Source organism: Bradyrhizobium sp. TM102 (genome assembly GCF_009176685.1).
GTDB lineage: Bacteria > Pseudomonadota > Alphaproteobacteria > Rhizobiales > Xanthobacteraceae > Bradyrhizobium > Bradyrhizobium ottawaense.
Window position 1 is genome coordinate 7147404 of the sequence record NZ_AP021855.1, and the last position, 15770, is coordinate 7163173.

Below are 15770 nucleotides of genomic sequence, written 5' to 3' on the forward strand. Positions count from 1 at the left end.
CATGGACGCCTTTCCGTCACTCGACCCCTACGAACTCTCCGATCGCTACGATCGCGAACACGGCCGCGTCTTCCTCACGGGCACACAGGCCATCGTCCGCATCGCGCTCGATCAAGTCAGGCGCGATCGGGCCAGCGGCCTCAACACGGCCGGCTTCATCTCGGGCTATCGCGGCTCGCCGCTCGGCGGCATCGACCTCGAGCTCTGGCGCATCCAGGAGCGGTTGAAGCGGGACCGTGTCGAATTCCTCCCCGCCGTCAACGAGGACCTCGCCGCGACCGCGGTGCTCGGCTCGCAGCAGGTCGAGACGCAAGGAGATCGCGAGGTCGATGGCGTGTTCGGCCTCTGGTACGGCAAGGGCCCGGGCGTCGATCGCTCCGGCGATGCGCTGAAGCACGGCAACGCCTACGGCTCCTCGCCGCATGGCGGCGTGCTGGTGGTCGCCGGCGACGACCATGGCTGCGTCTCCTCCTCGATGCCGCACCAGTCCGACGTCGCCTTCATGAGCTGGTTCATGCCGACGCTGCATCCCGCGAGCGTCAGCGAATACCTCGCGTTCGGCGAATATGGCTATGCGCTGAGTCGCTTCTCCGGCATGTGGGTCGGCTTCAAGGCGATCTCGGAGATCGTCGAGTCGGGTGCGTCCGTCGCGCTACAGCCGCCCCGCCACTTCCGCACGCCCGACTTCACGCCGCCGCCTGATGGACTGCACTACCGCTGGCCCGATTTGCCGGGCCCGCAGATCGAGGAGCGGCTGGAGGCGAAGAAGCACGCGGTCTACGCCTTCGCCAAGGCCAATCCGATCGACCGTCACATCTACGACATCCCCAGCGCCACCTACGGCATCGTCACCACGGGCAAGGCCCATCTCGACCTGATGGAGGCGCTGCGGCTAATGGGGCTCAATGAGGCCGCCTGCCGCAGCATCGGCATCGACGTCTACAAGGTCGGCATGGTCTGGCCGCTGGCGCTGCATGACGCCATGGACTTCGTGAAAGGCAAGCGCGAGATCCTCGTGGTCGAGGAGAAGCGCGGCATCATCGAGAGCCAGTTCAAGGAATATTTTTACGACTATCCTGGCAGCAAGCCGGAGCGCATGGTCGGCAAGCACGATGAAACCGGGGCAAGGCTGATCTCCTGGATCGGCGAATTGTCGCCTCGCGCGCTCGCAGGCGTGCTGGCGCGCCGGCTCGATCCGATGTTTCCAGGCCTCAATCTCGCCGCACGCGCGGCCGCCCTGATGCCAGAGGCCGCACGCACCATCAACGTCGCTGGCGCAACGCGCACGCCGTATTTCTGCTCGGGTTGCCCGCACAACACATCAACAAAGGTACCTGAAGGCTCCAAGGCGCTGGCCGGCATCGGTTGTCACTTCATGGCAAGCTGGATGGACCGCGAGACCTCGTCGCTGATCCAGATGGGCGGTGAAGGCGTTAACTGGGCGGCTTCGTCACGCTTCACTGGCCACAAGCACATCTTTCAGAACCTCGGCGAAGGCACCTATTACCACTCCGGCTCGATGGCGATCCGGCAGGCGATCGCCGCCAAGGCCAATATCACCTACAAGATCCTGTTCAACGATGCCGTCGCAATGACCGGCGGCCAGCCGGTCGACGGTCCCATCAGCGTTCATGCCATTGCCCACAGCGTCCGCGCCGAAGGTGTGGCGCGCATCGCACTGGTGTCGGATGATCCCGCACAGTTCTCGCCTGCCGACCTGCCGACCGGCGTCACCCTTCATCCGCGCGAGGAGATGGATGCCGTGCAGCGCGAGCTACGCAATATCTCCGGCGTCTCGGTCCTGATCTATCAGCAGACCTGCGCCACGGAGAAGCGACGCCGGCGCAAGCGCGGGCAGATGGCCGACCCCAAGCGTTTCGCCTATATCAACGATCTCGTCTGCGAGGGCTGCGGCGACTGCTCGGTGGAATCCAACTGCCTCAGCGTCGAGCCGAAGGAGACGCCGTTCGGCCGCAAGCGCCAGATCAATCTGTCGGCCTGCAACAAGGATTTTTCCTGCCTCAACGGTTTCTGCCCGAGTTTTGTGACTGTCGAAGGCGCGACGCGCCGGAAGAAGGGCGCGAGCCAGATCGACGCGGTTGGTCGGGCCGCCACACTTCCGTTGCCCGCGACGGCAACGCTCGACCGTCCCTACGATCTGCTCATCACCGGCGTCGGCGGCACCGGCGTGATTACTGTCGGCGCGCTGATCGGCATGGCCGCGCACCTCGAACGCCGCGGCGTCTCGGTGCTGGACTTCACCGGCTTTGCGCAGAAGTTCGGGCCCGTGCTGAGCTACATCCGCCTCGCCGCGAGCCCCGCGGCTCTGCATCAGGTCCGTATCGACCAGGGCGCAGCCGATGCGCTGATCGGCTGCGACCTCGTGGTGAGCTCCTCGCCAAAAGCCTCAGGCACCTACCACCGCGGCACGCGCGCCGCGGTCAACACCGCGGAGATGCCGACCGGTGACGTGGTCCGCTTTCGCGACGCCGATCTCGCCTCCCCCGCGCGCCTGCGTGCCATTGGCCAAGTCATCGGCGAGAGCGATCTCAGTACCATCAACGCCAACGCACTGGCGGAACGGCTGCTTGGCGATGCCGTCTATGCCAACATCATCATGCTGGGCTTTGCCTGGCAGCGCGGACTGGTGCCGATTTCGCTGCAAGCGCTGCTGCGCGCAATCGAGCTCAACGGCGTCGCCGTCGAACGCAACAAGCAGGCCTTTGCCTGGGGCCGGATTGCGGCAGCCGATCAGGACTTTTTGCCGAGGGTGGACGATGCGCCCAGGGCCGAGACGCTCGACCAGATGATCGAGCGTCGCGCCGATTTCCTCACCGCCTATCAGGACGACGCCTATGCGGCGCGCTACCGGGCGACCGTCGCAAGGGTCCGCCGCGCCGAAGCTGTCCTGAACAGCGAGGTCCTGACCGAGGCCGTCGCCCGGGCCCTGTTCAAGCTGATGGCCTACAAGGACGAGTATGAGGTGGCGCGCCTGCACATGCAGGGCGGATTCCTCGATGAGCTGAAGCGCGAGTTCGATGGCTTCAGAGTCCAATATCACCTCGCCCCGCCCTTCCTGCCGTCGCGGCGCGACGCACGTGGGCGTCCGCGCAAGCGCGCCTTCGGTCAATGGATCCAGATGCCGCTCGCCATGCTCGCGCGCTTGAAGGGACTACGCGGCACGCCGTTCGATCTATTCGGCTACACCTGGGAAAGGCGCACCGAGCGCGAACTGATCGCCTGGTACGAAGGCTTGATCGAGCGGATGCTCGGCGGGCTCGATGCGGCGCATCTGCCAGGTCTCGTCGCAATCGCAACAGCGCCGATGGACATCCGCGGCTACGGCCCGGTCAAGGACGCCGCGATCGGGAAGGTGAAGGCCGACGTCGAGCGACTGCTCACCGAACTCGACACACCGTCGCCGGCGAGGATGCACGCCACCGGTTGACGCCGGCTGCTCCCAATCGGCATGGTTCTGGACAACGCGTTCAGACGATTGCCGCCGCCACGCTGATGGAATCGTAGGGCGGGCACAGCGAAGCGTGCCCACCTCTTTTCGAATTCATGGAGATGGTGGGCACGGCGCGTTGCGCCTTTGCCCACCCTACGGCACTGCCGACGTCGCTCATGAATACGGATTGATCAGCTTTTGCTGCTCGGCGCTGTGGTGCGCGAGCAGGTCGATGAAGGTCCTGACCTTCGCCGACAGATGATGACGATGCGGATAGACCGCGTTCATGGACAGTTCGATCGTCCGATATTCCGGCAAGAGGCGCACGAGGCGACCGGCTTCGAGGTCGTCCTGAATGAGAAATCCCGCCATCAGACAGATTGCGGCCCCCTCCAGTGCGACCTTGCGCAGCGCTTCCCCGCTATTGGTGACGAAGCTGCCCGAGATGCGTACGGAGGCCGGTGCGCCTTTGCGATCCAGGAAGCGCCATTCATCGCCAAACGGATAGTTCAGGTGCCGGCCACAATTATGCGCGGCGAGCTCGTCGAGCTTCTGCACCCGGCCGTGCTTCTCGAGATAATCGTGCGAGCAGCACAGCACGTGACGCCAGGTGGCGAGGCTGCGGACGATCAGGCTTGAATCCGGCGGCGAGGTCATGCGCAAGGCGACGTCGTAGCCTTCCTCGATGAGATCGACGTCACCTTCGCCCATGCGCAGATCGATCTTGAGCTCCGCATAGGTCGACAGAAGCTTTGCCACCACAGGCGCGACGAACTGCACCATATGCGTGGCGACGTGGATGCGCAGCGTGCCGCGGGGCACCGACTGCAATTCGCCGGCGATATCGTCGGCCTGTTCGATGTCGGCGAGGATCTGGACGCAGCGGTCGTAATAGGCCTTGCCGATCTCGGTGAGGTTGACCTTGCGCGTGGTCCGCTGAAGCAGCCTCACCCCGAGCCGATCTTCCAGCGCCTGAACGTGATTGCTCACCATGGTGGTCGACATGTTGAGCTTACGGGCGGCTGCAGAGAAGCCGCCGGTCTCTACCACCCGGCTGAAGACTTCGAGGCTGGTCAATCGATCCATGGCAGCGGATTATCCGCCTTTGATGGATAATCGCAATGAATTCACCCCGATTATCTATCAAAAACTTGGAGTTCGTCCGGCTTGGAGGCTCGGGTCCAGCAGGACGCATACGTTAGCGCAAATCGCTCGACGGGCGCGGCAATCGCTCTGGGGCAGGCGCGGGTCTGGCCCGCTAGACATTACAACCAGCCGGATTATCCAGCCCCGATGGATAATCCTTCCAGCATTTCGCCGATTATCACCCGGCCCAGAAAGACCAATAGTCTCGGTACGCCGATAGGAGACTTCCATGTCCGAGATGCCCCGCGCCGAGATTTTTCAGCAGGCAACTGAAATCACCCCCGATAGCACCAAGCCGCCGCCGACTATCCCGCTCCGGAACAGGGTGCGGCGCGCGGCGCTGGCGCTCGCGCTCCTCGCGGGCACGGCAACCGCTGTCTATTACGGGCACGACTACTGGACCAACGGCCGCTACCTCGAGACAACCGACGACGCCTATGTGAAGGCCGACTCCACGATCATCGCGCCAAAAATCTCCGGCTACATCGCCAAGGTGCTGGTCAGTGACAACGAAAAGGTGAAGGCTGGCCAGGCGCTGGCCAAGATCGACGATCGTGACTTCAAGGCGGCGCTCGACCAGGCCAAAGCCGACGTCGCCGCGGGCGAAGCCTCGGTGCGCAACATCGATGCCCAGCTCGAACTGCAACAGCCGATCATCGAGCAGAGCACGGCGGATGTCACCGCTGCCGACGCCAACCTGAAATTCGCGCAGGAAGAGCGCGCCCGTTACGACGACCTCATGAAGACCGGCTCCGGCACGATCCAGCGCGCGCAGCAGACCGACGCGGCGCTACGCGCGAGCAGCGCGCAATTGCAGCACGCGAAATCCGGCCTGCTGGCCGCGCAGCGCAAGATCGACGTGCTCACCACCCAGCGCGCCCAGGCGGCGGCCCAGCTCGAACGGGCCCGCGCCGTCGCGCAGCAGGCGGCGTTGAACCTGTCCTATACCGAGATCACCGCGCCGGTCGAGGGCACCGTCGGCGCCCGCTCGCTGCGCGTCGGCCAGTACGTGCAAGCCGGCACGCAATTGATGGCGGTGGTACCGCTCGATGCGGTGTACGTGGTGGCCAACTTCAAGGAGACCCAGCTCACGCATGTGCGGCCGGGTCAGCCGGTCGAGTTGCACGTCGACAGTTTTCGCAATCGAACCCTGCACGGCCATGTCGACAGCCTGTCGCCGGCAAGCGGGCTCGAATTCGCGCTGCTGCCGCCCGACAACGCCACCGGCAATTTCACCAAGATCGTGCAGCGGGTCCCGGTGAAGATCGTGCTCGACGACCACAGCCTCACCGGCCTGCTGCGCCCCGGCATGTCGGCGGTGCCGACGGTCGATACCAAGCATGCGGTGCTGGCCGAGCGCGAGACGGCGAAGCGCCTCGCCGACAACACGTCCCGCCCGAACGGCGGCTGAAGCCGGAAGGCGTCGGCGGGATTATCAAATCCTGCCGGACGATCCTTCCACAACTTCATCGATGATCGAAACCATTCGCCGAACGCATCCTGTCTCCGTACCCGAGACGAGGCTTCCATGAGCACGCTGCAACCGACCGTCGACGCCGCCGCCAATCTCACCGCCCCCGCAGCTCCGACCACGCCGGCCGTATCCGCAAAAACCTGGGTCGCGGTGATCGGCGCGACGCTCGGCGCCTTCATGGCGGTGCTGAACATCCAGATCGTCAACGCCTCGCTCGCCGACATCCAGGGCGCGATCGGCGCCGGCATCGACGACGGCGGCTGGATCTCGACCTCCTATCTGATCGCCGAAATCGTGGTGATCCCGCTCTCCGGCTGGCTGGCGCAGGTGTTCTCGATCCGGATTTACCTTCTGACCAACGCGGTCCTGTTCCTGGTTCTCTCGGCGGCTTGCGCACTGGCGCAGGATTTGCCGCAGATGATCGTGCTGCGCGCCGTGCAGGGATTTACCGGCGGTGTCCTGATTCCCATGGCGTTCACGCTGATCATCACGCTGCTGCCGCGCGCAAAACAGCCGGTCGGCCTTGCGCTGTTCGCGCTGTCGGCGACGTTCGCGCCGGCGATCGGCCCGACCATCGGCGGCTATCTCACCGAGAATTTCGGCTGGGAGTACATCTTCTACGTCAACCTCGTCCCCGGCGCGGTGATGGTCGGCATGCTCTGGTACGCTCTCGAGCCCAAGCCGATGAAGCTGGCGCTGCTGCGCGACGGCGACTGGGCCGGCATCGTCACCATGGCGATCGGGCTATCGACGCTCCAGACCGTGCTGGAGGAAGGCAACAAGGACGACTGGTTCGGCTCGCCCTTCATCGTCAGGCTGTCAGTGATCGCGGCCGTCGCGCTGACCGCCTTCCTGATCATCGAGCTCACGGTGAAGAAGCCGCTCCTCAACCTGCGCTTGCTCGTCCGCCGCAATTTCGGCTTCGGCATGCTCGCAAATTTTCTGCTCGGCATCGCGCTGTACGGCTCGGTCTTCATCCTGCCGCAATATCTGTCGCGCATCCAGGGCTACAATTCCGAGCAGATCGGCATGGTGCTGGCATGGACCGGATTGCCGCAACTCCTGCTGATTCCGCTGGTGCCGCGCCTGATGCAGAAGTTCGATGCGCGGATCATCATCGGCGTCGGCTTCGTGCTGTTCGCGGCTTCCAACTTCATGAACATCTATATGACCATTGATTACGCCGCCGACCAGCTGCTGTGGCCCAACATCGTCCGCGCCATCGGCCAGGCGCTGGTGATGGCGCCGCTGTCGGCGGTCGCCACATCAGGCATCGAGTCGGAGAACGCGGGCTCGGCCTCGGGCCTGTTCAACATGATGCGCAATCTCGGCGGCGCCGTCGGCATCGCACTGCTCCAGACCGTGCTGACCAAGCGCGAGCAGTATCACTCCAACGTGCTGATGCAGTCGGTCTCGGTGTTCGAGCAGGCCACCCGCACACGGCTGGAACAGCTCACGCAATATTTCGTCAATCATGGCATCCTCGACCGTGCGGATGCGGCGCATCGCGCCTATGTCGCGATTGGCCATATCGTGCAGAAGCAGGCCTATATCTTCGCCTTCAGCGACACGTTTTATCTGCTCGGCATGGCGCTGATCGTCGCGCTCGCCGCGGTCCTGTTCCTGAAGAAGCCCGGCCAGACCTCAGCCGGTGGTGCCCACTGACTCAACCCAGCAGCAAGGAGAACGACCATGAAACCCCGCATGAACTACTATCAGGCCGCGCCGGACACGATCAAAGCGCTGATGGCGCTGGAGACGCAGATCCAGTCCACGGGGCTCGAGAAATCGCTGATCGAGCTCGTCAAGATCCGGGCGTCGCAGATCAACGGCTGCGCCTTTTGCATCAACATGCACACCGAGGACGCGCGCAAGCGCGGCGAGACCGAGCAGCGCATCTACCTGCTCGATGCCTGGCGCGAATCCCCGCTCTACACCGATCGCGAGCGCGCCGCGTTGGCCTGGACGGAATCGGTCACGCTGATCGCGCAGACGCATGCGCCTGATGACGTCTACGGGCAGGTCCGCGCGCAGTTCTCCGAGGAAGAGACGGTGAACCTGACCATGCTGATCGGCGCCATCAACGCCTGGAACAGGATCGCGATCGCGTTCCGCGCGGTTCATCCGGTGAAGGTGAAGGCGTCGGCGGCGTGAAGGGGCGCGCCCCGAGGCAGGTCTCGTAGGGTGGGCAAAGCGACTTGTCCGCCGTAGCTCGTAGAGCGAAGGCGGAAGCGTGCCCAGAGCGAGACAAGACGTGGGCACGGCGCAAGTGCGCCTTTGCCCACCCTACGGCAGCGGTACGCGGCTCAGACCGCCGTCGCCTTGGCAAACTCCACGTAGATTTCGCGCAATCTCGTCGCCATCGGGCCGGGCTTGCCGTCGCCGATCTTCTTGCCGTCGATCGCAACCACGGGCTGGACAAACAGTGACGCCGAGGTGGCAAAAGCTTCCTTTGCAGCCAGCGCCTCGGCCACCGTGAACGAGCGCTCCTCGACGCGAAGCTGACGTTCCTCGGCGAGCGCCACCACGGCCTTGCGGGTGCAGCCCGGCAGGATCGCGTTGGAGTTCTTGCGGGTCACGATGACGTCGTCCTTGGTCAGGATGAACGCCGAGGATGAACCGCCCTCGGTGACGTATCCGTCTTCCAGCATCCAGGCTTCGCCGGCGCCGGCTTCGGCCGCCGCCTGCTTTGCCAAGACCTGCGCCAGCAGGGCCACGCTCTTGATGTCGCGCCGCTCCCAGCGGATATCCGGCACCGTGATGACATTGATGCCGGTCTTTGCGGAGGCGGCGTTGATGATGTCCTTTTCCGAGGTGAACATCACCAGGCTCGACTTGACGTCGCCCTTGGGGAAGGGGAAGTCGCGGCCCTTGTCGGCGCCGCGCGTCACCTGGAGATAGACGAGGCCGCTTGTGACCTTGTTGCGCGCGATCAGTTCCTTCTGCAGCTCGGTGATGCGTTCGAGCGTCTCCGGCAGCCTCAAGCTGATCTCGCCGACCGAGCGCTCCAGCCGCGCCAGATGCGAGGCGTTGTCGACCAGCTTGCCGTCGAGCACGGCCGAGACCTCATAGATGCCGTCGGCGAACAGAAAACCGCGATCGAGGACCGAGATCTTGGCGTCCGAGAGCGGGACGAATGAGCCGTTGACGTAGGCGATCGGGTCCAAGGCAGGTCTCCTGGGGAGAAAGGGGGATTTGGGGCGTTATACGCCGATTGAGGGGCGCAATCATCCCTCGTTTCGTCATTCCGGGGCATTCGCGCAGCGAATGAGCCCGGAATCCATAACCACCATCGGGAGTATGGATCCCGGGCTCGCGCTACGCGCGCCCCGGGATGACGACCGGTTAATGCGACAAAATCTTCGACAGGAACTTCTGCGCGCGGTCGCTGCGCGGCTGGCCGAAGAAATCGTCCTTCGCCGCGTCCTCGACGATCTCGCCGCGGTCCATGAAGATCACGCGATTCGCCACTTTGCGGGCAAACCCCATCTCGTGGGTGACGACCATCATGGTCATGCCCTCATGGGCGAGATCGACCATGACGTCGAGCACTTCACTGACCATTTCGGGATCGAGTGCCGAGGTCGGCTCGTCGAACAGCATCACGATCGGGTCCATGGCGAGCGCGCGCGCGATCGCCACGCGCTGCTGCTGGCCGCCGGAAAGCTGCGCGGGAAATTTCTGCGCCTGTTCCTTCAGGCCGACGCGATCCAGCAGCATCATGCCCTTCGTCACCGCCTTGTCAGACGACCTGCCCAGCACCTTCTGCTGCGCGAGGCAGAGATTGTCGATGATCTTGAGATGCGGGAACAGCTCGAAGTGCTGGAACACCATGCCGACGCGCGAGCGCAGCTTGGGCAGATTGGTCTTGGGATCGTTGACCTTGGTGCCGTCGACGCTGATGTCGCCGCTCTGGAACGGCTCCAGCGCATTGACGCATTTGATCAGCGTCGACTTGCCCGAGCCCGAGGGACCGCAGACCACGACCACCTCGCCCTTGGTGACGCTGGTGGTGCAATCGGTCAGCACCTGGAAGCTCGGAGTGTACCATTTGTTGACGTGGCTGATTTCGATCATGACCGACACGCTCTATCGAATGATGGCGATGCGCGCCTGGAGGCGACGGACGCCGAAGGACGCGATACAGGAAATGGTGAAGTAGACGACAGCTGCGAACAGGTACATTTCGACGAGGCGCCCGTCGCGCTGCGCGACCTTGCTCGCCGCTCCCAGGAAGTCCGTGATCGAGAGGACGTAGACCAGCGAGGTGTCCTGGAACAGCACGATGGTCTGCGTGATCAGGACCGGCAGCATGTTGCGGAAGGCTTGCGGCAACACGACGTAGCGCATGGTCTGGGCGTAGGTCAGCCCCAGCGCGCTGGCCGCGGCCGGCTGGCCGCGCGAGATCGACTGGATACCGGCGCGCATGATCTCGGAGAAGTACGCCGCCTCGAACATGATGAAGGTGATGAGCGAGGATGCGAACGCGCCGACGCTGATGGGGCGCGAGGCGCCGGTCAGCCATTGCCCGATATAGGGCACCAGGAAGTAGAACCAGAAGATGACCAGCACCAGCGGCAGCGAGCGCATGAAGTCGACATAGACGCCGGCGATGCGGCCGAGGATCTTGAAGCCGGACAACCGCATCAGCGCGAGCGCCGTGCCGAAGACCAGGCCGCCGAGAGCTGCGAGCCCCGTCAGCGTCAGGGTGAACGTCATGCCCTCGTAGAACAAATAGGGCAGCGCGCGGCGGATGACGTCGAAATCGAGATTGCCGAACATGGCGCTATTTCCCCGTGATGTAGCCGGGGATCGCGACCCAGCGCTCGAGGAAGCGCATCGCGGTCACGACGACGGCGTTGACGAGGAGGTAGAGAAGCGTCGCGGCGGTGAAGGCCTCGAACACCTGGAACGAGAACTCCTGCATCGAGCGCGCCTGTCCAGTCAACTCGAGCAGGCCGATGGTGATAGCGACCGCCGTGTTCTTGATGGTGTTGAGGAACTCCGACGTCAGCGGCGGCAGGATGATACGGAACGCCATCGGCAGCAGCACATAGCGATAACCCTGCGCGGTGGTCAGACCCAGCGCGGTCGCCGCCATCTTCTGCCCGCGCGGCAGTGAGCCGATGCCGGCCTGCAATTGCACGGCGACGCGCGCCGACATGAAGAAACCAACGCCGATCGCCGCCGTCCAGAACGGCGCGTTCGGCAGCTGCTTCAGCCAGGTGCCGGCGCCTTTCGGCAGCAGTTCCGGCAGCACGAAGAACCACAGGAACAGCTGCACCAGCAGCGGCATGTTGCGGAAGAATTCGACATAAGCGAAGCCGAACCAGTTCGCACCCTTCGACGGCAGCGTGCGCATGACGCCGACGAGCGAGCCGGTGATCAGCGCGATGACCCAGGCCAACGCCGCGGTCTTCAGGGTCAGCACCAGGCCCGACAGCAGCATGTCGAGATAGGTGCCCGTCCCCATCGGGTTCGGCTGGAAAAAGATTCCCCAGTTCCAGTTATAGTTCACGTGTCCCCCGCGCGAACGCGCCAGTCAGAGATATCCTGGCCGCCTATGCAAATGTCCGGCCACCCCTGTGTCAAGAGTGGCCGGACATGATCCCGATCGAAAGATCGAGGTTATCTTACTTATAGTCGTCCGGGTTCGGCGAGTCCGAAGGCTTCGCGAACTCGTTCTTCAGCTCGGCCGAGATCGGCGTATTGAGGTTGAGGCCCTTCGGCGGGATCTTGGCCGTGAACCATTTGTCGTAGATCTTCTGGGCCTCGCCGGACGTATAGAGCGCAGCGGTCGCCGCATCGACCACCTTCTTGAAGGCGGCGTCGTCCTTGCGCAGCATGATGCCGTAGGGCTCGGGCTTGGAGAACGCGTCCTTGGAGACGGCGTAGTCATCCGGCGACTTCGAACCGGCGACGAGGCTCGCGAGCAGGATGTCGTCCATGACGAAGGCGACCGCGCGGTCGGTCTCGACCATCAGGAAGGCTTCGGCGTGGTCCTTGGCGGGGATGATGTTTGCGCCGAGGCTTTTCGCGACGTTAGCCTCGGTGAGCTGCTTGATGTTGGTGGTTCCCGCGGTCGAGACCACCGTCTTGCCCTTGAGGTCGTCGATCGACTTCAGGCCGCTCGACTTCTTGAAGACGTAGCGGCTGGCGGTCAGGAAGTGGGTGTTGGTGAAGGCGACCTGCTTCTGGCGCTCGGCATTGTTGGTGGTCGAGCCGCATTCGAGGTCGATGGTGCCGTTGGCCATCAGCGGGATACGGGTCGCCGACGTCACCGGATTGAGCTTGACCTCGAGCTTGTCGAGCTTGAGCTCCTTCTTCACGGCGTCGACGATCTTGTAGCAGATGTCCATCGCGAATCCGACGGGCTTCTGGTTGTCGTCGAGATAGGAGAAGGGGATCGAGGAGTCGCGGAAGCCCAGCGTGATGGCGCCGGTGTCCTTGATGTTCTTCAGCGTGCCTGCCAGCTCCTGGGCCCCGGCCTGGCTGACGGCGAAGGTCGCGGCGAGCGCGAGCCCAATGCTACGGAAATGTTTCACTTTTTTGGTCCCCTTTCAGGATGATGCGGCCCGGATGCAAGCACAGATTGGGCCGGATTAGAATGTGACTTTCGGCTGGCTTGCGGCAGAGGTTAATGGGCTCAGGTCAGCGGCTTGGGCAATTCCCCGAGATCCCAGAACAGGCCGGCCATCACCGTCAAGGCTTCTTCCGTCAATGGCAGCAGGATGTGCTCATTGGGCGCATGCTGGGAGCAGCCGGGATAGGAGTGCGGGACCCAGATCGTCGGCAGACCCAGGATCTCGGAGAATACGTCGTTGGGCAGCGAGCCGCCGAAGTTCGGCAGCACCGCCGGCGGTTTCCCCGTGGTCTCTTTCACCGAATCCGCCGCCCATTTGATCCAGGGGCTGTCGAAATCGGTCCGCGATGCAGCAAAGCTCTGCGCCGCCCGCACCTCGACCATCGGAAAGCCCTTCTGGACAAGATGCGCGCGGACCGCCTCGATCAGGCCGCCGACCTCGGTGCCGACCACGAAACGCAGTTGCAGCACGGCGTTGGCATGGCCCGGAATGGCGTTGGCCGGCTTCTCGATATTGCCCGATGACATCGCCAGCACTTCCAGCGTGTTCCAGGCGTAAAGCCGCTCGGCGGCCGACAGCCCCTCCTCGCCCCAGTTCTCGGCAAGCGCCGGCTCGTCCTCGGTCGGTACCACCTGCACGTCGGCGAGATAGCTGCGGATCTGGTTGCTGAGGCGCGGCGGCTTCAGCGCGTCGAGCTGCAGGCGGCCATGGCCGTCGACCAGCGTCGAGATCGCGTTGACCAGGATGGTCGCGGGGTTGGCGAGCACGCCGCCCCAATTGCCGGAATGGTGGCCGCCATCGCGCAGGTTTACATCCAGATGAATGCGGATGCCGCCGCGGCATCCCAGGAACAGGGTCGGGCGGTCGGCGGACAAACGGGGCCCGTCGGAGGCCATGAACAGGTCGGCCTTGAGCGCGTCGCGATTGAGGTCGCAGACCTTGCCAAGATCGGGCGAGCCGATCTCCTCGCCCATCTCGACGATGAACTTGGCGTTGAAGCCGAGCTTGCCGCCACGGGCGTCGCGCACCGCGCGGAGTGCCGCCATGTTGATGCTGTGCTGGCCCTTGTTGTCAGCGGTGCCGCGGCCATAGAGCCGCGTGCCCGCAACCGTCGTGCGCCAGGGATCGCGGCCCTCGCGCCACTCGCCCTCCATGCCGTCGACGACGTCGCCATGGCCGTAGATCAGCACGGTCGGCGCGGAGGCGCTTTCGTGATGCTCGGCGAACAGGAACGGCGACTTGCCACTGGGGGACTCGACGATGCGGCTGGTGAAATCGAGCGCCGCGAAGGCCGGCACCATCTCCTGTTCCAGATAGGCGCGCAGCTCGGGGCCGCGCGCGGGATTTTGGCTTTCGGTCTTGAAGGCGACGCGGCGGTCGAGTTCAGCGAGGAACGCACCGGATTTGAAATCCTCACGGGCGCGGGCGATGGCGTCGGCTCTGGTCATGATTTTCTTTTCGGACTTCGAGGCGAAGGACCCTACCCGAGACAGGGTGGCCTTCGAAAGTGGCAGGGACTTGGATAGCTCTTGTACTTCTCTTGTAGTTCTCTTGGGATTTCGTTCTTGCTCTCTTGAGATTGGCTTGCCAAAGGCTGCCGCCCGCTGATTTTGGCCTTGCCAAGCGCAGGTTATATGCAAGAACTTCGCCAAGTTCGGGCGCACATCTACCATTCGAAGAGCGCTCAGTATAGAGCGCCGGGGAACGATCATGGCCAAGCAGATCAGGCTCAATGCCTTTGCGATGAATTGCGTCGCGCACCAGTCGCCGGGCCTGTGGACCCATCCGCGCGACCGCACCGCCGAGTATAACCGCCTGCCCTACTGGATCGATCTTGCCAGGACGCTGGAGCGTGGCCGTTTCGACGGATTGTTCCTCGCCGACGTGCTCGGCGTCTACGACGTCTACGGCAACAGCCCTGACGCGGCCTTGCGCAACGCTGCGCAGACGCCGTCGAACGAGCCGCTGCTGCTGCTCTCGGCGATGGCCGCGGTAACGCAAAATCTCGGCTTCGGCGTCACCAGCAATCTGTCGTTCGAGCCGCCCTACCCGTTCGCGCGGCGGATGTCGACGCTCGATCATCTCACTGAAGGGCGGATCGGCTGGAACGTCGTCACCGGCTATCTCGACAGTGCCGCGCGTGGCGCCGGCAAGGACAAGCAGACCGGGCATGACGACCGCTACGACATCGCGGACGAATACATGGAGGTGGTCTACAAATTATGGGAAGGGAGCTGGGAAGACGACGCCGTGCTGCGCGACCGCAAGCGCGGCATCTTCACCGATCCCGCCAAAGTCCATCGCGTCAACCATGAGGGCGCAAACTATCGCATCAACAACACCATTCACCTCAGCGAGCCGTCGCCCCAGCGCACGCCCGTGCTCTACCAGGCCGGCACCTCGCCGCGCGGCCGGCAATTCGCGGCACGTCACGCCGAATGCGTGTTCATGTCGGGACCGTCGGCCAAGATCATCGGGCCGCGCGTGTCGGCGATCCGCCAGGAGGCCGCCGCGGTCGGCCGCAATCCGGCTGAGATCCTGATGTTCAACATGATGACAATCATCCTCGGCAACACGGAAGCGGAAGCTGCGGCGAAATATGCCGACTACCGGTCGCATATCAATCCGGAAGGCGCGCTGGCGTTGATGTCGGGATGGACCGGCATCGACTTCTCCGGCTACGAGCTCGACCAGCAAGTGCGTCACGTCCAGAACGACGCCGGTCGCAGCGCGCTCGACAACGTCACCCGGGGCGACCCGGACCGCGTCTGGACCGTGCGCGACGTCATCGAGCATGTCGGCATCGGCGGCGCCGGCCCTGTCGTGGTCGGCACGCCGGAGATGGTCGCGGACAAGATCGAGGATTGGTTCGAGAAGACCGACGTCGACGGCCTCAACGTCGCGTTTGCGGTCTCGCCCGGCGACTTCGAGGACATTGCCGACATGCTGGTGCCGGAGCTGACGCGGCGCGGACGGTACAAGTCGGAATACGCAAAGGGCACGCTGCGGGAAAAACTGTTCGGCAACGGCCGCGCAAGGCTGGATGCGCCGCATCCGGCGGCGGGATATCGGGTGGGGAGGAAGGGGTAGTTGCCACACCCGCCGTGTCGTCCCG

Annotated in this window: 12 protein-coding genes; 5 read left to right on the top strand and 7 right to left on the bottom strand. The window is 64.0% G+C overall.

The window, feature by feature from the left end; all coding sequences use genetic code 11:
• Window position 1: 1 nt before the first annotated feature.
• The gene (locus tag GDN70_RS33805; protein WP_152103599.1) at window positions 2-3448 is read left to right on the top strand and encodes an indolepyruvate ferredoxin oxidoreductase family protein; all 3447 of its coding nucleotides are present in this window, start codon (window positions 2-4) and stop codon (window positions 3446-3448) included.
• Between the two features lie 177 nt (window positions 3449-3625).
• Here GDN70_RS33805 and GDN70_RS33810 read toward each other — a convergent pair whose 3' ends face one another.
• A complete protein-coding gene (locus GDN70_RS33810) occupies window positions 3626-4537 on the bottom strand; it encodes a LysR family transcriptional regulator (protein WP_152103600.1) in 912 nt (303 codons plus the stop codon).
• A 289-nt stretch (window positions 4538-4826) separates the two neighbouring features.
• Here GDN70_RS33810 and GDN70_RS33815 point away from each other — a divergent pair, with 289 nt between their 5' ends.
• The 3 genes from GDN70_RS33815 (at window position 4827) to GDN70_RS33825 (ending at window position 8225) form a co-directional block, all read left to right on the top strand.
• Entirely contained in the window at window positions 4827-6008 is a 1182-nt protein-coding gene (locus GDN70_RS33815) for an HlyD family secretion protein (protein WP_152103601.1), read from the top strand.
• A 117-nt stretch (window positions 6009-6125) separates the two neighbouring features.
• Window positions 6126-7736 carry an MDR family MFS transporter gene (locus tag GDN70_RS33820; protein WP_152103602.1) on the top strand — a complete coding sequence of 537 codons (1611 nt, stop codon included), beginning with the start codon at window positions 6126-6128 and terminating at the stop codon, window positions 7734-7736.
• Window positions 7737-7763: 27 nt separating this feature from the next.
• The gene (locus GDN70_RS33825; RefSeq protein ID WP_028140047.1) at window positions 7764-8225 is read left to right on the top strand and encodes a carboxymuconolactone decarboxylase family protein; all 462 of its coding nucleotides are present in this window, start codon (window positions 7764-7766) and stop codon (window positions 8223-8225) included.
• A gap of 152 nt (window positions 8226-8377) precedes the next feature.
• Here GDN70_RS33825 and GDN70_RS33830 read toward each other — a convergent pair whose 3' ends face one another.
• The 6 genes from GDN70_RS33830 to GDN70_RS33855 all read right to left on the bottom strand — a co-directional run bounded on the left by GDN70_RS33830 (window position 8378) and on the right by GDN70_RS33855 (window position 14103).
• Window positions 8378-9238, bottom strand: a complete 861-nt coding sequence (locus tag GDN70_RS33830; protein ID WP_152103603.1) for a D-amino-acid transaminase — start codon at window positions 9236-9238, stop codon at window positions 8378-8380.
• A 178-nt stretch (window positions 9239-9416) separates the two neighbouring features.
• Entirely contained in the window at window positions 9417-10148 is a 732-nt protein-coding gene (locus GDN70_RS33835; protein WP_018321511.1) for an amino acid ABC transporter ATP-binding protein, read from the bottom strand.
• Between the two features lie 12 nt (window positions 10149-10160).
• On the bottom strand, window positions 10161-10853 hold the full coding sequence (locus tag GDN70_RS33840; RefSeq protein ID WP_028140044.1) for an amino acid ABC transporter permease: 693 nt from the start codon (window positions 10851-10853) through the stop codon (window positions 10161-10163).
• A 4-nt stretch (window positions 10854-10857) separates the two neighbouring features.
• Window positions 10858-11589 (bottom strand): amino acid ABC transporter permease, encoded by a 732-nt coding sequence (locus GDN70_RS33845; protein WP_038947549.1) that lies wholly within the window; start codon window positions 11587-11589, stop codon window positions 10858-10860.
• A gap of 115 nt (window positions 11590-11704) precedes the next feature.
• Window positions 11705-12616 carry an amino acid ABC transporter substrate-binding protein gene (locus GDN70_RS33850; RefSeq protein WP_152103604.1) on the bottom strand — a complete coding sequence of 304 codons (912 nt, stop codon included), beginning with the start codon at window positions 12614-12616 and terminating at the stop codon, window positions 11705-11707.
• Window positions 12617-12717: 101 nt separating this feature from the next.
• Window positions 12718-14103 carry a M20 family metallopeptidase gene (locus GDN70_RS33855; protein WP_038947550.1) on the bottom strand — a complete coding sequence of 462 codons (1386 nt, stop codon included), beginning with the start codon at window positions 14101-14103 and terminating at the stop codon, window positions 12718-12720.
• 262 nt (window positions 14104-14365) lie between these two features.
• Between GDN70_RS33855 and GDN70_RS33860 the strand changes: the two genes are divergently transcribed.
• The gene (locus GDN70_RS33860; protein WP_038972852.1) at window positions 14366-15745 is read left to right on the top strand and encodes an LLM class flavin-dependent oxidoreductase; all 1380 of its coding nucleotides are present in this window, start codon (window positions 14366-14368) and stop codon (window positions 15743-15745) included.
• Window positions 15746-15770 lie beyond the last annotated feature (25 nt).